This window comes from Saccharothrix longispora (assembly GCF_030852425.1).
Classification (GTDB): domain Bacteria; phylum Actinomycetota; class Actinomycetes; order Mycobacteriales; family Pseudonocardiaceae; genus Actinosynnema; species Actinosynnema longispora.
Genome location: NZ_NSDM01000007.1, coordinates 312,347 through 335,036, shown reverse-complemented (window position 1 = coordinate 335,036; position 22,690 = coordinate 312,347). Strand labels below are relative to the sequence as shown.

Annotated in this window: 24 protein-coding genes and 1 riboswitch; of the genes, 14 read left to right on the top strand and 10 right to left on the bottom strand. The window is 72.8% G+C overall.

Annotated features, from left to right (window positions below):
• Nucleotide 1 precedes the first annotated feature (1 nt).
• The 8 genes from CKY47_RS18840 (at nucleotide 2) to CKY47_RS18805 (ending at nucleotide 7,714) form a co-directional block, all read left to right on the top strand.
• Nucleotides 2-223 (top strand): ferredoxin, encoded by a 222-nt coding sequence (locus tag CKY47_RS18840; protein ID WP_306747170.1) that lies wholly within the window; start codon nucleotides 2-4, stop codon nucleotides 221-223.
• Between the two features lie 200 nt (nucleotides 224-423).
• Entirely contained in the window at nucleotides 424-1,017 is a 594-nt protein-coding gene (nadD, locus tag CKY47_RS18835; RefSeq protein ID WP_306747169.1) for a nicotinate-nucleotide adenylyltransferase, read from the top strand.
• A gap of 69 nt (nucleotides 1,018-1,086) precedes the next feature.
• On the top strand, nucleotides 1,087-1,488 hold the full coding sequence (gene rsfS, locus CKY47_RS18830) for a ribosome silencing factor (protein ID WP_306747168.1): 402 nt from the start codon (nucleotides 1,087-1,089) through the stop codon (nucleotides 1,486-1,488).
• Complete coding sequence (locus CKY47_RS18825) at nucleotides 1,485-2,099, top strand: histidine phosphatase family protein (protein ID WP_306747167.1); 615 nt, start codon at nucleotides 1,485-1,487, stop codon at nucleotides 2,097-2,099. Before rsfS ends, CKY47_RS18825 begins: the two co-directional genes overlap by 4 nt.
• Entirely contained in the window at nucleotides 2,096-2,827 is a 732-nt protein-coding gene (octT, locus tag CKY47_RS18820) for a diglucosylglycerate octanoyltransferase (RefSeq protein ID WP_306747165.1), read from the top strand. Before CKY47_RS18825 ends, octT begins: the two co-directional genes overlap by 4 nt.
• An 11-nt stretch (nucleotides 2,828-2,838) precedes the next feature.
• On the top strand, nucleotides 2,839-3,681 hold the full coding sequence (locus CKY47_RS18815; protein WP_306747164.1) for a DegV family protein: 843 nt from the start codon (nucleotides 2,839-2,841) through the stop codon (nucleotides 3,679-3,681).
• An 84-nt stretch (nucleotides 3,682-3,765) separates the two neighbouring features.
• Nucleotides 3,766-4,497, top strand: coding sequence for a ComEA family DNA-binding protein (locus CKY47_RS18810; RefSeq protein WP_306747163.1), 732 nt, complete (start codon nucleotides 3,766-3,768; stop codon nucleotides 4,495-4,497).
• 337 nt (nucleotides 4,498-4,834) lie between these two features.
• The gene (locus CKY47_RS18805) at nucleotides 4,835-7,714 is read left to right on the top strand and encodes a DNA internalization-related competence protein ComEC/Rec2 (protein ID WP_306747162.1); all 2,880 of its coding nucleotides are present in this window, start codon (nucleotides 4,835-4,837) and stop codon (nucleotides 7,712-7,714) included.
• Here the strand turns inward: CKY47_RS18805 and thrC are convergent.
• Entirely contained in the window at nucleotides 7,623-8,885 is a 1,263-nt protein-coding gene (gene thrC, locus CKY47_RS18800; RefSeq protein ID WP_306747160.1) for a threonine synthase, read from the bottom strand. The two genes, CKY47_RS18805 and thrC, sit on opposite strands and share 92 nt — an antisense overlap.
• 10 nt (nucleotides 8,886-8,895) lie before the next feature.
• Nucleotides 8,896-9,010: riboswitch (SAM riboswitch) on the bottom strand.
• Between the two features lie 97 nt (nucleotides 9,011-9,107).
• On the opposite strand from thrC, the gene holA reads away from it, so the two are divergent.
• Nucleotides 9,108-10,091, top strand: coding sequence for a DNA polymerase III subunit delta (holA, locus tag CKY47_RS18795; RefSeq protein ID WP_306747159.1), 984 nt, complete (start codon nucleotides 9,108-9,110; stop codon nucleotides 10,089-10,091).
• Nucleotides 10,092-10,176: 85 nt separating this feature from the next.
• On the opposite strand, the gene rpsT is transcribed toward holA, so the two are convergent.
• Nucleotides 10,177-10,437 carry a 30S ribosomal protein S20 gene (gene rpsT / locus CKY47_RS18790; protein ID WP_306747157.1) on the bottom strand — a complete coding sequence of 87 codons (261 nt, stop codon included), beginning with the start codon at nucleotides 10,435-10,437 and terminating at the stop codon, nucleotides 10,177-10,179.
• A gap of 130 nt (nucleotides 10,438-10,567) precedes the next feature.
• Complete coding sequence (locus tag CKY47_RS18785) at nucleotides 10,568-12,844, bottom strand: glycoside hydrolase family 3 N-terminal domain-containing protein (protein WP_306747156.1); 2,277 nt, start codon at nucleotides 12,842-12,844, stop codon at nucleotides 10,568-10,570.
• 191 nt (nucleotides 12,845-13,035) lie between these two features.
• Here CKY47_RS18785 and CKY47_RS18780 point away from each other — a divergent pair, with 191 nt between their 5' ends.
• Nucleotides 13,036-13,839 (top strand): sulfite exporter TauE/SafE family protein, encoded by an 804-nt coding sequence (locus CKY47_RS18780; RefSeq protein WP_306747155.1) that lies wholly within the window; start codon nucleotides 13,036-13,038, stop codon nucleotides 13,837-13,839.
• Here CKY47_RS18780 and CKY47_RS18775 read toward each other — a convergent pair.
• From CKY47_RS18775 to CKY47_RS18765, 3 genes are read right to left on the bottom strand one after another with little or no spacing between them, the layout of a single operon-like run.
• On the bottom strand, nucleotides 13,808-14,587 hold the full coding sequence (locus CKY47_RS18775) for a VOC family protein (protein ID WP_306747154.1): 780 nt from the start codon (nucleotides 14,585-14,587) through the stop codon (nucleotides 13,808-13,810). The genes CKY47_RS18780 and CKY47_RS18775 overlap by 32 nt on opposite strands.
• Nucleotides 14,588-14,627: 40 nt before the next feature.
• On the bottom strand, nucleotides 14,628-14,867 hold the full coding sequence (locus tag CKY47_RS18770; RefSeq protein ID WP_306747152.1) for a type II toxin-antitoxin system antitoxin: 240 nt from the start codon (nucleotides 14,865-14,867) through the stop codon (nucleotides 14,628-14,630).
• A gap of 1 nt (nucleotide 14,868) precedes the next feature.
• A complete protein-coding gene (locus CKY47_RS18765; RefSeq protein WP_306747151.1) occupies nucleotides 14,869-15,810 on the bottom strand; it encodes an SPFH domain-containing protein in 942 nt (313 codons plus the stop codon).
• Nucleotides 15,811-15,920: 110 nt separating this feature from the next.
• On the opposite strand from CKY47_RS18765, the gene CKY47_RS18760 reads away from it, so the two are divergent.
• Nucleotides 15,921-16,388 carry a GNAT family N-acetyltransferase gene (locus CKY47_RS18760; RefSeq protein ID WP_306747150.1) on the top strand — a complete coding sequence of 156 codons (468 nt, stop codon included), beginning with the start codon at nucleotides 15,921-15,923 and terminating at the stop codon, nucleotides 16,386-16,388.
• Between the two features lie 13 nt (nucleotides 16,389-16,401).
• Nucleotides 16,402-16,770: a VOC family protein gene (locus CKY47_RS18755; protein ID WP_306747149.1), complete on the top strand. Its 369-nt coding sequence runs from the start codon at nucleotides 16,402-16,404 to the stop codon at nucleotides 16,768-16,770.
• Here CKY47_RS18755 and CKY47_RS18750 read toward each other — a convergent pair.
• The 4 genes from CKY47_RS18750 to CKY47_RS18735 form a co-directional block, all read right to left on the bottom strand.
• Nucleotides 16,747-17,343: a class I SAM-dependent methyltransferase gene (locus tag CKY47_RS18750; protein WP_306747148.1), complete on the bottom strand. Its 597-nt coding sequence runs from the start codon at nucleotides 17,341-17,343 to the stop codon at nucleotides 16,747-16,749. The genes CKY47_RS18755 and CKY47_RS18750 overlap by 24 nt on opposite strands.
• Before the next feature lie 312 nt (nucleotides 17,344-17,655).
• Nucleotides 17,656-18,276 carry a hypothetical protein gene (locus CKY47_RS18745; protein ID WP_306747147.1) on the bottom strand — a complete coding sequence of 207 codons (621 nt, stop codon included), beginning with the start codon at nucleotides 18,274-18,276 and terminating at the stop codon, nucleotides 17,656-17,658.
• A 41-nt stretch (nucleotides 18,277-18,317) separates the two neighbouring features.
• The gene (locus CKY47_RS18740) at nucleotides 18,318-19,511 is read right to left on the bottom strand and encodes an AAA family ATPase (RefSeq protein ID WP_306747146.1); all 1,194 of its coding nucleotides are present in this window, start codon (nucleotides 19,509-19,511) and stop codon (nucleotides 18,318-18,320) included.
• A gap of 62 nt (nucleotides 19,512-19,573) precedes the next feature.
• Nucleotides 19,574-20,005 (bottom strand): type II toxin-antitoxin system PemK/MazF family toxin, encoded by a 432-nt coding sequence (locus CKY47_RS18735; protein WP_306747145.1) that lies wholly within the window; start codon nucleotides 20,003-20,005, stop codon nucleotides 19,574-19,576.
• A 103-nt stretch (nucleotides 20,006-20,108) separates the two neighbouring features.
• Between CKY47_RS18735 and lepA the strand changes: the two genes are divergently transcribed.
• Both lepA and CKY47_RS18725 read left to right on the top strand, forming a co-directional pair.
• Complete coding sequence (gene lepA, locus CKY47_RS18730) at nucleotides 20,109-21,956, top strand: translation elongation factor 4 (RefSeq protein ID WP_306747144.1); 1,848 nt, start codon at nucleotides 20,109-20,111, stop codon at nucleotides 21,954-21,956.
• 124 nt (nucleotides 21,957-22,080) lie between these two features.
• Complete coding sequence (locus tag CKY47_RS18725) at nucleotides 22,081-22,674, top strand: Uma2 family endonuclease (protein ID WP_442638269.1); 594 nt, start codon at nucleotides 22,081-22,083, stop codon at nucleotides 22,672-22,674.
• The last annotated feature ends 16 nt before the right edge of the window (nucleotides 22,675-22,690 follow it).

The window sequence follows — 22,690 nt, the reverse complement described above, 5'->3', positions numbered from 1 at the left end:
GATGGGCAACTGGACGGTCGGGGTCGACCGGGACACGTGCATCGGCACGGGGATGTGCACGTCTACCGCGCCGGCCCACTTCAGGCTGGTCGACGGCCTGGCGTCGCCGGTCGACGAGTCCGTCGAGCCCGACGACGCCGTGTTGGACGCTGCCGACTCGTGCCCGATGGAGGCCATCCTCGTTCGCGACTCGGCGGGGTCGGTGCTCGCACCACGGGATTAACCCCGCGAAAGATCTTCCACCGATCGCGTCATGGTCGGGCACGGAGCGCGTTCCACGGTCGTGCGGCCTTGCTTCGGGGTGGGCCGCACGACCTCGACCGCGGCCCCCTCCTCCCGGGCCGCGATCGGGAGACGGGTGCGCGGGCGGCTTCCGGGGAGTGACAGGTCGTCCGCGCACCACCCGAACTAGGCTCACGTGCCATGTCCAACCGCCGGATCGGCGTCATGGGTGGCACCTTCGACCCGGTGCACCACGGCCACCTCGTCGCGGCCAGCGAGGTCCAGGCCCGCTTCGACCTCGACGAAGTCGTCTTCGTCCCCACCGGTCAGCCCTGGCAGAAGAGCGAGCGCGAGGTCAGCCCGGCCGAGGACCGCTACCTCATGACGGTCGTCGCCACGGCGTCCAACCCGCGCTTCTCGGTCAGCCGCGTCGACATCGACCGGCCCGGCCCCACCTACACGGTGGACACGCTCGCCGACCTCAAGGCCGCCCACCCCGACGCCGACCTGTTCTTCATCACCGGCGCGGACGCGTTGGAGCAGATCCTGTCGTGGCGGCGGGCGGACGACGTGTTCGCCCTCGCGCACTTCATCGGGGTCACCCGACCGGGGTACGAACTCGACGACACCCACCTGCCGCCGGGGGCGGTGTCGCTGGTGGAGGTGCCCGCGATGGCCATCTCGTCGACCGCCGTCCGCGCCCGCACGGCGTCCGGCCTGCCCGTCTGGTACCTCGTTCCCGACGGTGTCGTCCAATACATATCCAAGCGCCGGCTTTACTCGGTGCCGGATTGATCGCGGACGCCGGTACCCTCATTGACTCGTGCGGGCGTATCGGCGTCCGCCGAGGTGATGAGGAGTGACGTGGCAGCCACCGACGAGGCACGACGGTTGGCGCTGGTCGCCGCGAACGCGGCGGCGGACAAGAAGGCGCACGACGTGATGGTGCTCGACGTGTCCGACCAGTTGGTGATCACGGACGCGTTCGTGATCGCCTCCGCCCCCAACGAGCGGCAGGTCGGCGCGATCGTGGACAACGTCGAGGAGAAACTGCGGGAGGCCGGCCGCAAGCCGGTCCGCCGCGAGGGCGCGCGCGAGGGCCGCTGGGTCCTGCTGGACTTCGTGGACGTGGTCGTGCACGTCCAGCACGTGGAGGAGCGCAGCTTCTACGGCCTGGAGAGGCTGTGGAAGGACTGCCCGCGCATCGAGTTCGACGCCGGGCCCGCGTCGGCCGACGACGAGGCCGACGAGGTCGCCGGGGCATGACCTTGAACCGGCTCGTGCTGTGGCGGCACGGTGAGACCGACTACAACGCGACCGGGCGCATGCAGGGCCACCTGGACTCGGTGCTGACCGAGACCGGGTGGAACCAGGCGCGGTTCGCGGTGCCGGTGCTCACCGGGTTCGCCCCCGAGCTGGTGGTGGCCTCCGACCTGCGTCGGGCGCAGGACACGGCGACGGTGTTCACCCGGGCCACCGGGGTCGCGCTGCGCGTCGACGAACGGCTGCGCGAGACCAACCTGGGCAAGTGGCAGGGGCTGACGTCGGCCGAGGTCGACGTGGAGTGGCCGGGCGCGATGGAGGTGTGGCGCGCCGACGGCACCTTCGCGCCGCCGGAGGGCGAGACGCGGGTGGAGGTCGCCGAACGAGCGCTGGCCGTCGTCCACGAGGTGGACGAGGAGTTCTCCGGCACGGTGATGCTGTGCGCGCACGGCGGCCTCATCAGCGCGTTGACCGGTCGGCTGCTGGAGCTGCCGGTGGACCGGTGGGCACTGCTGGGCGGCATCGGCAACTGCCACTGGACGGTGTTCACGCGCCGGCCGGCCGGCGACGGCCGCTGGCGGCTGTCGTCGTACAACGCCGGAAGCACGCGGTGAGGTTGCTCGTCCTCGGCGACTCGCTGACGTTCCACGGGCCGCGCGGCCCCCTGCCCGCCGACCACCCCCGGCTGTGGCCGAACGTGTGCGCGTCGGCGTTGGGCGGACACGCGGAGCTGGCGGCCGGGTTCGGCTGGACCGCGCGGGACGCCTGGTGGTCGCTGACCGGCGACCCGCGCGTCTGGTCGCTGCTGCCGCGCACGGACGTGCTGGTACTGGCCGTGGGGCACATGGACACGCTGCCCTCGCCGTTGCCGACGTTCCTGCGCCAGGGGCTGCGCTACCTGCGGCCGGACGCGGTGCGGAGGCGGGCGCGCACGGCGTACCGGGCCGCGCAGCCGGTGCTGTCGCGGCTGCTCGGCGGCCGGCCGGTGGCGTTGCCGCCGCACCTGACCGTGCGGTACCTGGACGACTCCGCGCGCGCCGTGCGCGCTCTCGAACCCGGTATCCGGGTCGTGGGGATGACGCCCTCGGTGCACCGCTCCCCGGCGTACGCGGGGGTCCACGGCGGGCGCGCGGCGGCGGAACGGGCGGTGCGGGCGTGGGCGGCCGGCGCGGACGTGCCGCTGCTCGACGTGCCCGCGCTCGTCGGCGAGCACGTGCGGTCGCGGCGCGGCAACCCGGACGGCATGCACTGGGGTTGGGAGGGGCACGAGCTGGTCGGGAACGCCATGGCGGAACTCGTCCGCACCGTGGCGGTCGGCCACCCCACCGGGTCGGAGCCGTAGGCTCGTCACCCGTGACCACCACGATCGTCACCGACTCCACGGCGTACCTGCCCGAGGGGTTCGCCGAGCGGCACGGCATCCGGGTCGTCCCGCTGCACGTCGCGGTGGACGGTCGCAGCAGGCTCGACGGGCTGGACTTCGGTCCGACCGAGCTGGCGGAGGCGCTGGCCGAGCACCGGCGCCTGACCACGTCCCGGCCGACGCCCGGCGAGATGGCCGAGGTGTACCGGTCCGCGCTGGACGACGGCGCCGAGGCGGTCGTGTCGGTGCACCTGTCGCGGGAGCTGTCGGGCACCTGGGAGGCCGCGCGGCTGGCCGCGGAGCAGGTCGACCCGGACCGGGTCAGGGTGGTCGACTCGCGCGCCACCGGCATGGGCCTCGGGTTCGCCGCCCTGGCCGCCTGCCTGGCCGACGGCGGCGGGGCGGGCGCGGAGAAGGCGGCGGTCGCGGCGGCCTCGCGGGTCCGGATGTTCTTCTGCGTGGAGACGCTGGACCACCTGCGCCGAGGCGGTCGGATCGGCGCGGCGGCGGCGCTGGTGGGCACCGCCCTGGCCGTGAAGCCGCTGCTGCACGTGGACGACGGGCGGATCGTGCCGCTGGAGAAGGTCCGCACGACGGGGCGGGCGATCGGCCGCCTGGTCGACCTGGCCGCGGAGGCCGCGGGGCCCGGACCGGTCGGGCTGGCCGTGCACCACCTGGCCTCCCCGGAGCGCGCGGCCGAGCTGGCGACGCGGTTGGACGAGCGCGTGCCGGGGTCCACCGGGTGCCTGATCTCCGAGGTCGGAGCCGTGATCGGCGCGCACACCGGGCCCGGCGTGCTGGGGGTCGTGGTGCTGCCGGGCGGCGTCGCCTGACCTCTTTATCCATCTCCGGAGAGTTGTCCACAGGTTCGGAACTCGTCCTCGCACCACTGCTCCACCCGGCCTAACGTCGATCACGTGTTCGACGTGAAACCGGAAACCCCGCAGACCCGACTCCAGGCGCTGATCGACCGCAACCGCGGCAGGCACCGGGCGCAGGACGCCGAGACGCTCGTGTTCGTCTCGGCGGACGCCGCCGCCCCATCACCGCCACCGCCGCTCGGCGGGCTGCTGCGCCGACTGCTGCCCGCGCCCTCGTCCGTCCCGCCCCGTCGCCGGGTGGTGCTCGCCGGCGTGGTGGCGGCCGTGGCGCTCGTCGTCGCACTGGCCTTGTGGTGGCAGCGCCCCGTGGCCGAGTCCCCACCGGACCTCCCGGTGGCGGAAGCGGCCGCCGTCACCCACGTCGAGCAGCACCTGGTCGTCGACGTCGTCGGCCTCGTGCCCACACCCGGCCTGGTCACCGTCCCCAGTGGAGCCAGGGTGGCCGACGCCCTGAAGGCGGCCGGCGGTCCCAATCCCGGCGTCGACCTGAGCCCGCTCAACCTCGCCCGCAAGGTCACCGACGGTGAGCAGATCGCCGTCGGGGTGCCCGCGCCCCACTCCACCGACAGCGCCACCGAACCGCTCAACCTCAACACCGCCACGGAGGAACAGCTCGACACGCTGCCAGGCGTGGGGCCGGTGACCGCGCAGCGCATCGTCGACCGGCGGCAGAAGCGCGGCCCGTTCACCTCGATCGACCAGCTCGGCGAGATCGAGGGGATCGGCGACGCGAAGCTCGCCAAGCTCACCGAACTCGTCCGCCTCTGACCGTCCACTCCGACCCGTCCACTCCGACCGCCCTCCGCCGCCTCCGCCCTGCCCACCGCCGCTCCCCGTCACGCCGCCCGCCGCCCTCGACCTGCCGCCGATCCGCCCGGAGCACCACCATGCCCACTCCACGGCCCGCCCCCGCCCAGCCGCCCACTCCTCGCACCGGCTCCCGCCGGGATCGGAGGTCGCCCCTCGACCGTCGCCGCACCACCCGAGGTGCGCCCGCCCGCCACCTCGACCTCGTCCCGTCCCACTCCCGCCGCCCGGACAGGAGGGTGCCCATCCGAATCCCCCGAGCCGTCCACCCGGCCCTCCCGACCCGGCGGGTGGGGCCGTGACTCCTCGCGCGCACCTCGTCCCGGCCGCGCTCGCCGTGTGGGCCACCGCCCTCGCCGGTCTGCTGTGGACGTGGTGGGCCGCGGTGGTGGTCGGTCTCGCGGCCGCCGCGGTCGGCGGCGTGGCACTCCGCCCCTGGCGCCAGGCCGCGGTGGCGGTGGCGGTGGTCGGCCCGGTGACGGCGTGCTGGATCGGCCTCCAGGTCCACGCGTCGGCACACCACCCGCTGCGGGCGCAGGCCGAACGAGGCGGGACCGTCACGATCGAGGTCGAACTGGACGAGCGGCCGAGGGGCGTGCACACCAGCGGGTTCGCTTCGCGGGCGGGCGGTGTCGACCTGGTGGTGGCCAAGGCGACGCTCGACGACGGCGGCAGGGTCGTCGTGCTCGCCCCGGCGGCACGGTGGTCGGAGTTGCTGCCGGGGCAGCGGGTCACGGTCAAGGGTGGTCTCGCCCCGCCTCGCGGCCGGGAACTGGCGGTCGCCGTGCTGAGGGTTCGCGGGCCACCGGTGGCAGTGACCGGGGCGCCGGCGTGGCAGCGCGCCGCCGAGGATCTCCGGGCCGGGCTGCGGGAGGCGAGCACCGTGCTCGACCCCGAACCGGCAGGGTTGCTGCCCGCGCTGGTCGTGGGTGACACGTCCACCCTCGCGCCCAGGGTGGTGGAGGAGTTCCGCACGGCCGGCCTCGCCCACCTGCTCGCGGTGAGCGGAGCGAACCTGGCGATCCTGTGCGGCGCGGTGCTGCTGCTGTTGCGGCTGGCGCGGGTCGGGCCACGCGGGTGCGCGGCGGGCGCGATGGTCGCGCTGGTGGGGTTCGTGCTGCTGGCGGGCCCCGAGCCGAGCGTGCTGCGGGCGGCCGTGATGGGTGCGGTGGCGTTGCTGGCGCTGGTGCTGGGGCGGGAGAAGTCGGCGTTGCCCGCGCTGGCGGCGGCCGTCGTGGTCCTGGTGCTCTACGACCCGGACCTGGCGACCGCACCCGGCTTCGGCCTGTCGGTGGTGGCCACGGCGGCGCTGGTGCTGCTGGCGCCGAGGTGGGCGGCGGCGATGCGGGCGCGGGGGGTGCCGGTGGGGCTGGCGGAGGCCCTGGCGGTGCCGGTGGCGGCGAACCTCGCGACCGCGCCGCTGGTCGCCGGGTTCGCCGGGCAGGTGAGCCTGGTGGCGGTGCCGGCGAACCTGCTCGTCGCGCCGGTGGTGGCCCCGGTGACGGTGCTCGGCGTGGTGGCCGCCGTGCTGGCGCCGGTGCACGGGGCGGTGGCGCGGCTGGTGGTGGAGGTGGCCGGTCCGGCGGCGTGGTGGCTGATCGGCGTGGGGCGGCACGCGGCGGCCGTGCCGGGTGCGGCGGTCGGCTGGCCCGAGGGCTGGGCAGGCGGGGCGGCACTGGCCGCGGTGGTGGTCCTCGGGTGCGTGCTCGTGCGGTGGCGGCGGGTGCGGGCGCTGGTCGTGGCGGGTGCGGTCGGCGCGGCGCTGGTGGTCGTCCCGCTGGGTGTGGTCTCGCCCGGCTGGCCGGTGCCGGGGTGGTCGGCGGTGGCGTGCGACGTGGGGCAGGGCGACGCGGTCGTGCTGGCCACCGCCGACCGCGACCGGGCGGTGCTGGTCGACACCGGGCCCGACCCCGGACCGGTGCTGTCGTGCCTGCGGCGGCTCGGGGTGCGGCGGGTTCCGCTGGTGGTGCTGAGCCACCTGCACGCCGACCACGTGGGTGGGCTGGCCGCCGTGCTGGCGGAACGGGAAGTGGGCGCGGTGGCCGTGGGGCCTTCGCGCCGACCGGAGTGGGCGTGGGAGGAGGTGCGTGCACGGGCGCGGGCGGAAGGGGTCCGCGTGGTCGAGCTGGGCGTCGGGCAGCGGGTGAGCTGGCCGGGCCTGGACCTCGACGTGCTGGGTCCGCGGGCCGGCCCGGTGGGGGAGACCAACACGGCGGTCAACGACGCGTCGCTGGTGCTGCGGGCCACGACCCCGGCCGGGCGGGTGCTGCTGACCGGCGACGTCGAGCTGGCCGGGCAGGCGGACCTGCTCGGTGGGCACGTCGACCTCAGGGCCGACGTGCTCAAGGTGCCGCACCACGGGTCGCGGTACACGTCACCGGCGTTCCTGGAGGCCGTGCGGCCGCGGATCGCTCTGGTGAGCGTCGGGGCGGGCAACCGCTACGGCCACCCGAGCGGGGTGCTGGTCGACGCCCTGGCCAGGCAGGGCGTGCTGGTGCTGCGCACCGACCGGGACGGCGACACCGCCGTCCTCACCGGCCCGGACGGGCCGAGGGTCGCCCGTCGGGGCGGCCCGGACCACGACGCGGGAGGGGATCGGGATGGGCAGGACCGACAAGGGCGACGTGTGGATCAGGCTTCGCGCGGGGTGGCGGCGGCCCGGTGGCGACCGGGCCGTGGGGTGGGCGCTGTGGCAGCCCGGCTACACCGCCCACCCGTGGCCGCGCGACGAGTTGCGGCCGTCGTTCACCTACTACGTGTGCGACGACCTGCCCGGTGGCGGGCGCGGGATCGTCTCGCGCGCCACCGCCACCGGCGTGCTCCGGCCCACCGAGGTGGACTCCGCCGGCTCGGCGTACCGGCTGGTCGCCGAGACGTTGTTCGACGACGACCTCGCGATGGCCCCGGAGGAGTGGTACGCCGAGCGCTACAACCGGGGAAAGTCTGCGCGGCCGTGGCCGCAGTCGGTGACCGCGTGGCGGGCGGTGGTCACCGAGCGGGTGGGGCCGTACGTGCTGCCCGGGCTGACCGCGTTCCCGCGCACCGGGTGGCTGCGGTCGGCCGGGATCGCGTTGTGAGCGCCGGGCTCAGGACTCGAGGGCCCTCAGCACGGCCTCCGCCGACGGCGGGACGTTGGCCTTCGGGCCGACCCGGTCGCCGAGCGCGTCGAGGGTCTTGAGGCCGTCGCCGGTGATGAGCAGCACGGTCTCGCCGTCGGGGTCGAGCCGACCGGTCTCGATGAGCTTCTTCGCGGTCGCCACGGTCACCCCGCCCGCGGTCTCGGCGAAGATGCCCTCGGTGCGGGCCAGCAGGCGGATGCCCTCGACGACCTCCTCGTCGGTGACGTCCTCGATGGCGCCGTCGGTGCGGCGCACCGCGTCGAGCACGTACGGGCCGTCGGCGGGGGCGCCGATCGCCAGCGAGCGGGCGATGGTGTCCGGGCGGACCGGGGTGACCACGTCGCGGCCGGCCTTGAAGGCGGCGGCGACGGGGGAGCATCCGGTGGCCTGCGCGCCGAACACCCGGTACGGGGTCTGCTCGACCAGGTCGAGTTCGCCCAGTTCGCGGAACGCCTTGTCGACCTTGGTGAGCTGGGAGCCGGAGGCGATGGGCACCACGATCTGGTCGGGCAGGCGCCAGCCGAGCTGTTCGGCGACCTCGTAGCCGAGCGTCTTGGAGCCCTCGGCGTAGTAGGGGCGGACGTTGACGTTGACGAACGCCCAGTCCTCGTGCTCGGCGGCGAGTTCCTGCGCGAGCCGGTTCACGTCGTCGTAGTTGCCGTCGACGGTGATCAGGTTGCCGCCGTAGACGGCGGTCATGAGGATCTTCGCCCGCTCCAGGGAGGAGGGCACGAGGACGACCGACTGCCAGCCCGCGCGGGCCGCGGCGGCGGCGACGGCGTTGGCGAGGTTGCCGGTGGACGGGCAGGCGAGGACCTTGAAGCCGAGTTCGCGGGCGGCGGCGAGGGCGACGCCGACGACGCGGTCCTTGAACGAGTGGGTCGGGTTGCCGGTGTCGTCCTTCACCCAGACCTTGCGCACGCCCAGGGCCTTGGCGAGGCGGTCGGCCTCGACGAGGCGGGTGCCGCCGGGGTTGGTGTTGGGGTGCGACTCGACGGTGGAGGGCACGGGGAGCAGGCCGCGGTAACGCCAGATCGAGCGGGGGCCGGCTTCGATGTCCTCACGGCGGACCCGGCCGAAGTCGTAGGCCACCTCCAGTGGCCCGAAACACTCGAGGCAGGCGTATTCCGGGGCGAGCGGCGTCTCGTGACCGCACTCGCGGCAGGACAGGGCGCGAGCCGGACCGAGGTCGAAGGAGGTGGTGGTCGGGGGCACACCGACAGCAGTCATCGCGAGGTTCTCCTCATCTTTCCCGCGTCGCGGGTCGGAATTGGCACCGTGGTCCCACAGCGGACGCTGTGCGACGGGTTGCCGGGGCTTCTTCGGGCCGATCCCTCTGCCCCTCTGGATGAGCGGTATTCGGTTGTGGGATTCAACGTACGACACGATCCCGCCCCTCAGCCAGTCGCGTCCACCATCCGGACGCGGAGCGGACGTGGGAGGATCGCGCGCGTGAGTGCGCCCGCTGAGACGCCCGACGCCGTGCACCTGGTCGTCGGCGAGGAGGAGTTGCTGGTCGAACGCGCGGTGCGCGGTGCGTTGGAGGTCGCGCGCGCAGCCGATCCGCAGGCCGACCTGACCAGGGTCCGCGTGACTGATCTCACCCCTCCTGAGCTGGCGGAACTGGTGAGCCCGTCGCTGTTCGCGGAGGGCCGGGTGGTCGCGCTGGAGGCGGCGCAGGAAGCCGGCAAGGAGATCGCCGACGCCGTGGTCGCCTACGCGAAGGCGCCCGCGGACGGGGTGACGCTCGTGGTCGTGCACAGCGGCGGCGGGCGGAGCAAGGCGGCCAGGGAGCTGCCCGCGGCGCTGCGGAAGGCCGGGGCGCGGGTCACGGAGTGCCCGAAGATGACCAAGGCGACCGACCGCGAAGCGTTCGTGCGCAACGAGATCCGCGCGGCCGGGGGCGGCAAGGCCGATCCGGAGGCGGTGGCGGCGCTGATCGAGGCCGTCGGGTCGGACCTGCGCGAGCTGGCCGCGGCGGCGTCGCAGCTGGTGGCCGACACCGGTGGCAAGGTCGACGCCGAGGCGGTCCGCCGGTACCACCGGGGACGGGCCGAGGTGACCGGGTTCGCGGTGGCGGAGAAGGCCGTCATGGGCGACCGGGCCGGCGCGCTGGAAGCCCTGCGGTGGGCTATCCAGCTCGGGGTGCCGCACGTGCTGGTGGCCGACGCGCTGGCCGACGCGGTGCGCACGGTCGCGCGGGTGTCCGCGGTGGGGCGGGGCGACCCCTTCAAGCTGGCGGGCGAACTCGGCATGCCGCCGTGGAAGGTGAAGAAGGCGCAGGGGCAGTCGCGCGGCTGGGAGGACCACGGGCTGGCCGCGGCCATGTCGGTCGTGGCCGACCTCAACGCGGACGTGAAGGGTGCCGCGGCGGACTCGGGCTACGCCCTGGAACGGGCGGTGCTGAAGATCGTCGCGGCGCACGGGCGGCGCTGAGGCGGGTGACCTGGACGGGAGGACGGGCGGAACGCGGGAGCGCCGCCCACCCGTGGGGGTGAGCGGCGCTCCGGTGAAGCCGGGATCAGATCTGGTTGGCGCGCCTGGCCAGCGCCGACTTCTTGTTGGCGGCCTGGTTGGCGTGGATGACGCCCTTGGTGACGGCCTTGTCGAGCTTGCGGGACGCCTCACGCGCCAGCTCGGTGGCCTTCGCCTTGTCGCCCGCCTCGGCGGCCTCACGGAACTTGCGGATCGCGGTCTTGAGCGACGACTTGACGGCCTTGTTGCGCAGGCGCGCCTTCTCGTTGGTCTTGATCCGCTTCAGCTGGGACTTGATGTTCGCCACGCGAAAGCCACCTTTTCCTCGGTCTCGGAGTCGTACCGCGCTCGTTCATCGGCGCCAACCCCGGAACGGGGGTGGGTTTCCTCCACGGCGGAATGCCGCGCGGTACGGCGGACAAGGTTATCAGGGCTGCTCACCGAACCGTGAACCCGGCCCTCCCCTCGCCGACGAGCACCTCGTAGGCGCCCCTGGCGACCTCGGGCCTGCCGTCGCCGTGCATGTCGCCGGCGGTCACCGCGAGGTGCTTGGTCGGGAAGCCCACCTCGACGGTGCGCTGCTCGTGGGCCTTGAGCGTGACGCGGGTGAAGCCCACCAGCCGCTGGTAGGGCGTGAGCACCTGGCTCACCGGTTGGTGCACGTACACGGGCACGACGACCGTGCCGTCGCGGTCGCCGGTGTTGGCCACCGCGACCGACAGCCTGACCTGGTCGTCGCGGCGGACCTCGGTGGCCTTGAGGACCGGCGTGGAGGTGGTGAACGTGGTGTAGGACAGGCCGTGGCCGAAGGCGAACTGCGGGTCGTAGCTGGAGCTGGGGCCCGCGTTGGCGCCGCGCGGCTGGTCGTAGGAGAACGGCTGGTCGCCGATGGTCTTCGGCCACGACACCGCCAGCTTGCCGCTGGGGTTGACCGCGCCGAACAGCACGTCGGCGATGGCGTTGCCGCCTTCCGAGCCGGGCAGCCAGCCCGCGACCAGGGCCGGGGCGTCGGCGACCGCGCCCAGCACCTGGGGCCGTCCGGTGAGCAGCACCACGACGACCGGTGTGCCGGTCGCCCGCACGGCCGTCACCAGGGCCTGCTGCTCGGCGGTCAGCTCGGGTGACTCGGTGTCGGCGTCGCCCTCGGCGCCGGGGTCTTCGCCGAGCACCACGACCACGGCGTCGGCGCCGGCGGCCTGGGTGACCGCGTCGGCCTGCGTGGGGGCGCTGACGACGTCCGCCGCGGGGACGGCGGTGCGGATGCCCTGGAGCACGGTGACCGCGGGCGGTAGCGGGGAGCCGGACGGGATGCCCTGCCAGCCGACCGTCCAGCCGCCGAGCTGGCGGGGCACCGAGTCGGCCGCGTCGCCGGTCACGACGAGCTTGCGGGCGTTCGTGGACAGCGGCAGGACGCCCTCGTTGCGCAGCAGGACGGTGCCCTCGGTGGCGGCCTGGCGGGCGAGTCGGCGGTCGGCGCCCTCGACGATCGAGTCCGCCTTCGCCTCGTCCACGAACGGCTTCTCGAACAGGCCGAGCTGGAACTTGAGGGTGAGGATGCGGCGCACCGCCTGGTCGATCCGCCTGCCGCTGATCGCCCCGCTGCGGACGTTCGCCAGCAGGCCGGAGGTGAACTCGGCGGCGTTGGACGGTTCCATCGCCATGTCGACGCCCGCGTTGACGGCCAGCGCGATGGCTTCCCGGTAGTCGGCGGCCACGTGGTAGCGGTCGACCAGGAAGCGGATGTCCTCCCAGTCGGTGATGGCCACGCCGCGGAAGCCCATGCGGTCGCGCAGCTGCTCGGTGAGCAGGTACTTCGAGGCGTGCGCGGGCACGCCGTTGACCGCACCGGAGTTGATCATCACGGTGCCGACGCCCGCGTCGAACTGGGGCTGGAAGGCGGGCAGCACGGTGTCCTGGAGGTAGCGGATGGGCAGTTGCGCGGGCGCGCGGTCGTGGCCGTTGAACGGCTCGGAGTAGCCCGCGAAGTGCTTGGCGGTGGCGGTGAGCTTCGCGGTGTCGTCGGCCGGTCCCTGCTGGCCGCGCACGTTGGCCGCGGCCAGCGACCCGGCCAGCACCGGGTCCTCGCTGTAGGTCTCGTAGTAGCGGCCCCAGCGGGTGTCGCGGGCGAGGTCGGACACGGGCGCGAAGTTCCAGAACACGCCGGTCGCGCGCATCGCCCGTCCTGTCGAGGCGCCGATCTCCTCCAACAGGTCCGGGTTCCAGGTCGCGCCGAGGCCCACCTGGTGCGGGAACATGGTGGCGCTCACCACGTTCGAGTGGCCGTGCACGCCGTCCGCGCCGTAGATGACCGGGATCTTGAGCCGGCTGTGGTCGAGGGCGAACTTCTGGATGGCGTTCGTCATCTCCGCCCACGCCCGGGGCGTGTTCGGGTTGGGCACTTCGCCGCCGCCGGACAGGATCGAGCCGACCTTCGCGTCCTCCAGGACGGCCTTCATGCAGTCCTCGCGCAGCGGGCCGGGGTTCCACTCGCAGTTGCCCCGCAGCTTGCCGAGGCGGATCTGCGTCATCTGGCCGACCTTCTCCTCCAGCGTCATGCGCCGCAGCAGGTCGTCGACGCGGCGGTCGACGGGCGCGCGGGCGTCGCTGTAGTCCGCGCTGCCCGGTTCGATCACACCGCTCGCCTGCGCTCCGGTGACCAGCATCGCCAGCACGGCGAGGGCGCCGATGGCGGTGCGCTTGCGGGATCTCAGCATCGAGGACCTCCCGGACGAGGGGGCGGGCTGCGGGAAGACGGGACGGGGTCCCGGGGGCGGCGGTCCGATCCACCCTTCCGGTGTGAGGTGGCGCACGACTAGGGCCGAACGGCGCATTCTGGGAGCGCTCCCAGCGTGGTCGCCTCGGTAAGGGGTGAAATGCAGTACGCCTGTCCTGTTGAATGCGGTGCGTGACCGCCGCTCTCGACTGGCCCGGGTTCGGGCACGTCTCGCTCGCCGCCCTGCTGTTCCTCTGCCTCGCCGCCGCGCTCGCGGGCGCGGTCGACGCCGTCGTCGGCGGGGGAGGGCTGATCCAGCTGCCCGCGATGCTGCTCATCGCGCCCGGCGGCCAGCCCCTGTACGCGTTGGCCACGAGCAAGGTCGCCGCGGTGGTCGGCACGGCGGCGGCGGTGCGGACCTACACGCGGCAGACGTCGATCGACTGGTGGTCGGCGCTGCCGATGGCGTCGGCCGCGTTCGGCGGCGCGGTGGGTGGCGCGGCGTTCGCGGGAGCGCTGGCGCCGGACGCGCTGAACGCCGTGGTGCTCGTGGCACTGGTCGGCGTCGGCCTCTACACGTGGCGCAAGCCCGCGCTGGGCGTGGCCGAGGCGTCGCGGTTCACGCGCGCCGCGCAGATCGCGGTGATGGCGCTCGGCGGCGCGGTGATCGGCTTCTACGACGGGCTGGCGGGACCGGGCACCGGGGCGTTCCTGGTCTTCCTGCTGGTGGGCGTGGTCGGGTTCGCGTTCCTGCGCGCGTCGGCGACGGCGAAGATCGTCAACGTGGCGACGAACCTGGGTGCGCTGCTCTACTTCGTCCCGGCGGGCAAGGTGCTGTGGGGCCTCGGACTGGTGCTGGCGGCGTGCAACATGACCGGCGCGGTGTTCGGGGCGCGGCTCGCGGTGCGACGGGGATCGGGGTTCGTGCGCCGGGTGTTCCTCACCGTCGTGGTGGCGCTCGTGGTCAGCCTCGGGTGGAAGGCGGTGGCTGGATGATCCGGAACGTCGCGCCCATCGGGTCGCCGGCCGTGGTGAACCGGCCGAACGGCGAGTCGACGACGTCGCCGACCGTGACGCCGCCCAGCTCGCGCACCCGCCGTGCCGACGCCTCGGCGTCGGACACCGCGAAGTAGGTCATCCAGTGCGGCGGGATCTCGGCGGGGATCCCGTCGGCCATGCCGAACACCCCGGCCACGGCCCGGCCGTCCACCGTCAGCTGCGTGTAGGGGAAGTCGGGCAGCGGGTCCAGGCCCAGCCCGAACACGTCCCGGTAGAACTCCGCCGCCCGGAACGGGTCGCGGGTGGCCAGTTCGTTCCACACCACCGCGCCCGGCTCGTTCACCACGTACGCGCCGATGTGCGTGCCCGCCTCCCACAGGCCGAACGCCGCGCCCGTCGGGTCGATCGCGATGGCGCCGCGCCCCGGGCCGCCGGTGTCGAACTCCGGCACGAGCACCTTGCCGCCGGCCGCGCCCAGGGCCTCCAGCGACTCGTCGAGGTCGTCCGTCGCGAGGTAGGTGGTCCACACGACCGGGAACAGCGCGTCGCGCGGCATCTCGCCGAACCCGGCCACGGGCAGGCCGCGCACCAGGGCGTTGGTGTAGTACCCGGTCTCCGGGCCGCCGACCTCGAAGTCCCAGCCGAACAGCCCGCCGTAGAACTCCGTCGTCGCGCCCCGATCGGTGGTCATCATGTCCACCCACGCCGGCGTGCCCGGTGCGTACGGGGTGTTCAGCTCGCTCATCGGCACAACCTGGCACCGGCTCCCGGCACCCGCGAGTCGATCAACCCCGATCGGTGCCGGCGGGTCGGTCCTCGCCGGAAGCCGGTTCCGACTTGCGCGGCCGGCCGCGCTTCGGCGGGGCCGCCGTGCCGGAGGGCAGGCGGCCCGCTTCGGCGAGCGCCCGGCGCAGCAGGAACTCGATCTGCGCGTTGGTGCTGCGCAGCTCGTCGCTCGCCCACCGGGACAGCGCGTCGTGCACCGCCGGGTCGAGGCGCAGCAGGACGCTCTTGCGCTCGGCCACGTCAGTGGTACAGCGACCCGGTGTTGACGATGGGTTGCGTGGACTTGTCCCCGCACAGCACGACCAGCAGGTTCGACACCATCGCCGCCTTGCGCTCCTCGTCCAGTTCCACCACGTCCTGCTCGGCGAGCCGGTCCAGCGCCAGCTGCACCATCCCGACCGCGCCCTCCACGATCTTCGACCGCGCCGCGACCACCGCGCCCGCCTGCTGGCGCTGGAGCATCGCCTGCGCGATCTCCGGAGCGTAGGCCAGGTGCGTCAGGCGTGACTCGATCACCTTCACGCCGGCCGCCTGGACGCGTGCCGCGATCTCCACGGACAGGGTCTCGGTGATCTCGTCGGCGTTCTCGCGCAGCGACAGGCCGGCCTCGTCGTGGTTGTCGTACGGGTAGCTGGTGGCGATGTGCCGCACGGCGGTCTCGGTCTGGATGCCCACGAACCTCACGAAGTCGTCCACCTCGAACTTGGCCCGCGCGGTGTCCTCGACCTGCCACACCACCACGGCGGCGATCTCGATCGGGTTGCCGTCGGCGTCGTTGACCTTGAGCGCGGTGGTCTCGTGGTTGCGGATGCGGGTCGACACCTTCACCTTCGTGGCGAACGGGTTGGCCCAGCGCAGGCCGTCGCGCCGCACGGTGCCGATGTAGCGGCCCGCGAACTGGAGGACCCGGGCCTCGCCGGGCGCCACGGTGAACAGCCCGCCCGACGCGACGGAGCCCACCACCACGAGGAGCGCGCCGACCACGATCCCCGCCGGGCTCGGTCCCGCGTCCGGGCCGTCGGGGATCGCGGAGAGCACGATCACCAGCGCGCCCAGCGCCATCGCGACGATCGAACCGCCCAGCACGCCCCAGCCCGACACGTGCTTCGCGTCGCGCTCCCGCACCACGGGAGTCGGCATCTTCACGGCCACGTCCATCGCCGCTTCCACCACAGCGTTCATCGCTCCACCCCTCAGTTCATATCTCCTGCTTAGCAAAGTGATATCACTTTTTGGGGATGCGTGGCAAGGCCGCCGGACAACCGCGCCGTCCGCCGCGCGTCCACGGGTCCATGGGGAGCACCACGGCGCGCGCGGCGCGCGCGGAGGACGGCGGGCGGCTCGTCGACGTCTTCGTCGACGCCCGACGCAGCTACTACGAGGGCCACCTGCCCGAGGAGGAGTTGGCCGACTGGGAGAGCCGGGTCCGCGCGGCCCCGTACGACTTCACCCGGCCCGGCCGCACCTGGCTGGTCGCCGAACTCGACGGCGACCTGGTCGGCTTCGCGCTGGTCACGGCGGACGGCGACCTGCTCCAGCTCCAGGTCGACCCGGCGCACTGGGGCCGCGGGGTCGGCCACGCGCTGCACGACGCCGCCGCGGACGCCCTGCGCGGGCACGGCGTGACCACCGCGCACCTGGAGGTGTTCACGCCCAACGAGCGCGCGCGGGCGTTCTACACCGCGCACGGCTGGCGCGAGGTCGGCCGGTCGGACGAGTTCCCGCCGCACGTCCGGATGGCGCTCGACGTGCGCGTGTGATGGCCTGGGAGGCGTGGAGATCCTGAGCAGCCGCGTCCTCGTCCGCTCGACCGACCCGGAGCGCGCCCGCGCGTTCTACCGGGACGTCCTCGGCCTCGCCATCCACCGGGAGTTCCCCGGCGGCACGGTGTTCTTCCTCGGCGGGGGGTTCCTGGAGGTGTCCGGCGAATCCGCCGACGACCCCACCGCGGCCACCCAACTGCTGCTCCAGGTGCGCGACCTCGCCGCGGCGGCCGAGACCCTGGCCGACCACGTCACGCGCCCGGCCCGCCGCGAGCCGTGGGGCCTCGACGAGATGTGGATCGCCGACCCCGACGGGCGGCGCATCGTGCTCGTCGAGGTCCCCGCCGAGCACCCGCTACGCCGGGACGTGCGCGAGTAGCTGCACCGCGGGCGGCACCACGCCGCCGTACTGGTGGAACGAGGTGCGGACGTCGGCGAACCCCGCCTGCTCGGCCTCGCGCATGAGGTCGTACTCGGACGTGTCCAGCGCCATCCGGTGGACCGACACCACGAGCCGCCCGCCCGGCCGCAGCACGCGCCGCAGCTCGTGGAACGCCGCCGCCCGGTTGCCCCACAACTGGAGGTTGTTGACCGAGACCACCACGTCCACCGACGCCTCGGGCTGACCGGTCCGCATCGCCGCGCCCTCGCGCAGCTCGACCCGGCCGGCCGCGATCAGCTCGGCGCACCGGGTGCGCGCCTCGTCGAGCATCACCTGCGACGGGTCCACGCCGATCGCCTTGAGCGCGCGTTCACCGGCCAGCTTGAGGCCGACGCCGGGACCGGGGCCCAGGACCAGCACGACCTCCTCCATCGTCGGGTCCGCCACCTCGACGACGTGCTCCTCGACCTTCGCGTTGAGCTTGGCCATCACGCGCCCGCCCAGCTCGCCCACCTTGCCGCGCGGGTGGCCGAACGCCGCGTCGAACGCCTTCATGAGGTTGTTCGCCATGCACCCAGGGTCGCCGCGACCGCGTGCGCGCCGCATCGGGGATCGCCCCGGTGCCCGCCCGGAGACCGGATCGGGGTGTTCCCCGGGCCGGCGTGTCCGCGGGTGTTCCGTCAGGACACGCGCCACGTCTCCGGCCCCGACCTGGCGCGCGACGAAGTGTGGGCACCACCCGGGCGGGAAGCCGCTCGGCGACCGACGCGCGACCGCTGTTCCGGCCTGGTGGGCGGAACGGCCCGACCAACGGCATCCCGGTCGGACCGCGTCACGTCCGGGGCGCCCACGGCGGACCGGAGGTCCCCGGCCGGCGTGGGATCAGGCGTCGAACGCGAGCCCCGCGATGCTCGTGCCCAGTTCGCTCCACGAGACATTGGTGCCCGACGGTGTTCGGAACTCGCCGAGTTCGACGGCCTTCGCGAGCACTTTCGGCGCGTCGGACTCGCGGTACCGCGGAGCGCCGGAACGGCCGATCTCCCGGAGCATGACCTGTTTCGGATCGCCGATCCTCGCGGTGTCCCGCCCGAGGTACCGCTTGGGCACCGACCACGACGAACAGGTCGCCGTGATCGCCCGGGGGAACTGGAGCAGCCACGCTTCGACCTCCCAGGTCGCCAGCACGTAGTGCGCGTTGTCCACTCGTCGGGACAACGCGTGCTGCACTCGCTCTCGAACCTCGCCCCGTGACGGGCAGTCCACCCCGTCGAAGTCCTCGTGGACGAAGAACGCCGCGATCCCGGCCTGTTCCCGCGTTGCCCGTGCTTCCGCGAGCCTGGCGAGCTTGTCGACCCTCGCAGCGAGGTTGCCGCTGCTCGCCTGTCGGAGTCGGACCTGTTCGTTGATCTCGACGATCCGCCCCCGCGTTTCCGGGTGTGACGCTTCCAGCACGATCCGGAGGCACTGTCGATCGTTGCCGTCCTCGCCTGCCAGCACGATCACCGGTTTTCGCGTCGCGCGGGTCGCGGTCCCGCCGCGACGGCTCACAGGTCGCCGCCGAGTGCGCCGGAGAACCACAGCTCGCCGAGCGGCAGGCCCTCGCTCGCCGCGACTATGCGCTCGACCTCCGCGGTCGACACGGCGGGAATCGCGGATGATCCGTCGTCGCGGCGCTCGCAGACGACGAACTCCTCCGGGCGGAGGCGGTCCGCGAGCGCCGGCGAGTGCGTGGCGATCAGGAACTGGCTGCGCTCGCTGGCCTCGCGAAGACGTTCGACCAGCATTTCGAGCGCCTGCGGGTGCAGACCGTGATCGATCTCCTCGATGCAGGTGAGGGCTGGGGGTCGGGGGTCGTAGAGCAGCGCCAACAACCCGAGGAGGCGCACGGTGCCGTAGGACGCGTCCACGAGGGGGGTCGGCCGCCGGAGGCCGCGTTCGTGCAGGACGACGGCGATCTCCCCGGTGCCGTCGGACACGCGCTCGAAGTCGATGGCCTCCAGTTGGGGGAGTGCCTGCTGGGCATCGTCCTGAAGCTGGTCGAAAGCTTGTTCGTCGGATCTGCGCAATACCGAGAGGAAAGCTGCGAGGTTGCTCGCGTCGTCTTCCAGGAATACGTGGTGACGCGGCGGCCTGGCGGGTCGACGTGCCGCTGCCACCGCCACGTCGAACACACGGAAGGACGCGAGTCGGTCGGCGACCGCGGCGACCTCGTCACCTCCTCCGCCGTGCAGCCGGGGAAGCGTCGACAGGCCACTGCTGAAAGACCTGATGCCGATCGAGTCTTCCGTTCTGGCGGTGTCGCCGGTGCTGACCACGGTCGCCTGTTGTCCGCTGATCGTGATCCTGCGGCCGCGCCCCTTGGTGCGCTTGAACTGGAACGCCTCGCGTCGTGACAGCACGTCACCGCTGGCCCGCCTCGACCTGGTGATCCGCAGTTCGTACTCGTCGGGCGCGGTGCGACTGCTGTGCGTGGTCCACGTGGCGGTAGCTGCGATCCGTATGCTGCGCGGCGGCTTGTCGCCACCGTGGAACACGATTTCGTCGAAACCGCCACGAGCGTTGATCGCTGGTTCGAGATCGGTCCGGATGATGTCCGCGAGGAACTCGAACACCTTGAGCACGTTCGTTTTCCCGGCACCATTGGGGCCGACCAGCACGGTGAGGTCGCCGAGCGGCAGGTGGACTTTCCGCAGACTGCGGAAGTTCTCCACTTCGAGGCTGACCAGCCGCTTGTCCATGGCGGAATCCTAATGGTCGGTGCATCGACCTCCCGTGCGGCGCGCCAACGGAGCCGGTCGGCCTACTTCCAGCCGAGCCGCCGCAGGGCGTCCACGACCAGGGAGAACCGCTCCGGCTCCAGCACCGAGCCCTCGCGGCGGATGTCGTCCTCGTCCAGTTCGAAGACGCGGTCGAGGCGCAGGTAGGAGTGGCGGCCGTCGCGGTCCCAGCGGCCCGCGCCGAGGTCGAGCCAGTCGTCCTCGGCCTCCCTCGGGGCCCTGCTGGTCAGCATCAGGGCGAGCAGGGCGCGGTGGTGCCTGCCGACCACCAGCAGCGGCCGGTCCTTGCCCCGGCTCGCGTCCTCCTCGAAGGGCACCCACGCCCACACGACCTCGCCCGGGTCGGCCAGGCCGTCCAGGTCGGGGGAGTACTCCAGGGTCGCCGCATGGGCCGTCGTGTGGACCTCTCGCACCACGCCACGGGCAGGTCGCGGGTCCTCGCCGTTCGCGTACACGGCGGGCAGCCTATGTCGTCGGTCACGCCCGCCAGGCCCGGGGCGGCGGCCCGGCATGAGAGAATGGGGCGATTCCCCCGTCCTTCTTGTGCGAGGAACCTTCGTGACCACGTTCGCCGACCAGACGTTCACGCCTCCGGACCTGATCCGGAACTTCTGCATCATCGCGCACATCGACCACGGCAAGTCCACCCTGGCCGACCGCATGCTGCAGCTCACCGGCGTGGTCGACGCCCGTGCGATGCGAGCGCAGTACCTCGACCGGATGGACATCGAGCGCGAGCGCGGCATCACGATCAAGGCGCAGAACGTGCGGCTGCCGTGGCAGGTCGAAGGGCGGGACCACGTCCTGCACATGATCGACACCCCGGGCCACGTCGACTTCACCTACGAGGTGTCCCGGGCGCTGGAGGCGTGCGAGGGGACGGTCCTGCTGGTCGACGCCGCGCAGGGCATCGAGGCGCAGACCCTGGCCAACCTGTACCTGGCGATGGAGAACGACCTCACCATCATCCCGGTGCTGAACAAGATCGACCTGCCCGCCGCGGACCCCGACAAGTACGCCAAGGAGCTCGCCCACATCGTCGGCTGCGAGCCCGAGGAGGTGCTGCGCGTCTCGGCCAAGACCGGCCTGGGTGTCGAGGCGCTGCTGGACGAGGTCGTGAAGCGGGTGCCGGCCCCGGTCGGCGACGCGGACGCCCCGCCCCGCGCGATGATCTTCGACTCGGTCTACGACACCTACCGCGGCGTGGTCACGTACATCCGCGTGGTCGACGGCAAGATCACCCCGCGCCAGCGCATCCGGATGATGTCGACCAACGCGACCCACGAGCTGCTGGAAGTCGGCATCATCTCGCCCGAGCCGAAGCCGAGCGCCGGCCTGGGCGTCGGCGAGGTGGGCTACCTGATCACCGGCGTGAAGGACGTGCGCCAGTCGAAGGTCGGCGACACCGTGACGGCGGAGAAGAAGGGCGCCACCGAGCCGCTGGCCGGCTACCGCGAGCCGCGGCCGATGGTGTACTCCGGCCTCTACCCGGTCGACGGCTCGGACTACCCGATCCTGCGCGAGGCGCTGGAGAAGCTCCAGCTCAACGACGCCGCGCTCACGTTCGAGCCGGAGACGTCCGCGGCCCTGGGCTTCGGCTTCCGCTGCGGCTTCCTCGGCCTGCTGCACCTGGAGATCACCCGGGACCGGCTGGAGCGCGAGTTCGGCCTGGACCTCATCTCGACCGCGCCGAACGTGGTGTACCGGGTCGTGATGGAGGACGGCACCGTGCACGTGGTGACCAACCCGTCCGACTGGCCGGACGGCAAGCGCGCCGAGGTGTACGAGCCCGTCACCAGGTGCACGATCATCGCGCCGAGCGACTACATCGGCGCGATCATGGAGCTGTGCCAGGCCAAGCGCGGCCAGCTGGGCGGCATGGACTACCTGTCCGAGGACCGCGTGGAGCTGCGCTACACCATGCCGCTCGGCGAGATCATCTTCGACTTCTTCGACGCCCTGAAGTCGCGCACGCGCGGTTACGCGTCGCTGGACTACGAGGAGTCGGGCGAGCAGGAGGCCGAGCTGGTCAAGGTGGACATCCTGCTCCAGGGCGAGCCGGTGGACGCCTTCAGCGCGATCGTGCACAAGGACCACGCCTACGGCTACGGCACGCGGATGGCCACGAAGCTGCGCGAGCTGATCCCGCGGCAGCAGTTCGAGGTGCCGATCCAGGCTGCCATCGGCGCGCGCGTGATCGCCCGCGAGACGATCCGCGCGATCCGCAAGGACGTCCTGGCGAAGTGCTACGGCGGTGACATCACCCGCAAGCGCAAGCTGCTGGAGAAGCAGAAGGAGGGCAAGAAGCGGATGAAGATGGTGGGTCGGGTCGAGGTGCCCCAGGAAGCCTTCGTCGCCGCGCTGTCCACCGACGACTCCGGCGGCAAGGACAAGGGCAAGAAGTAGGACCGGTGGCCAAGTCCCCGTCGATCTCCGCCTCTTCGGGTGGGTGATCGGCGGGGACCGTCGTTTCCGGCGGTTTCCCCGGCGTGGTTGGCGCACCAACTGAGAGGGGGAGACCATGAGCGTCATGGCGAATGACTGCGAGGGACCTCTTTACACGGTCGAAGACCTGGAGGGGATGCCCGATGACGGCCGCCGCTACGAACTCGTCGACGGGGCGCTGCACGTGAGCCCGGCAACCGGCCACCGGCACCAGAAGGTGGTGTCCAAGCTGATCATGTTCCTGGGCAACCGCTGTCCCGGTGACCTGGAAGTCCTGTCCGCGCCGTTCTCCGTACGGCCGTCCCCGACGGTGGAGTTGCAGCCGGACGTGCTCGTCACCCGCGCCGAGGACGTGACCGACAAGCTGCTGCCCGTCGCGCCGCTGCTGGTGGTCGAGGTGCTGTCGCCCAGCACCGCCGCGTACGACCTCAACACGAAGAAGGCGGTGTACGAGCGGCTGGGCGTCGTCGGGTACTGGATCGTCGATCCGCGGGAGCCCACGCTGTCGGTGTTCGAACTCGACGCCGAGGGGTGCTACGAGTTGGTGGCCGAGGTGAAGGGCGGGGACGCGTTCCACGCCACGGCGCCGTTCTCCGTGCGGATCGTCCCGGATGACCTGCTCAGCCCGTGGGGTGAACCCGGAAGTGACGAAAGGGCCCTCAGGACGTCCCTGTCCTGAAGGCCCTCGGAGGTGC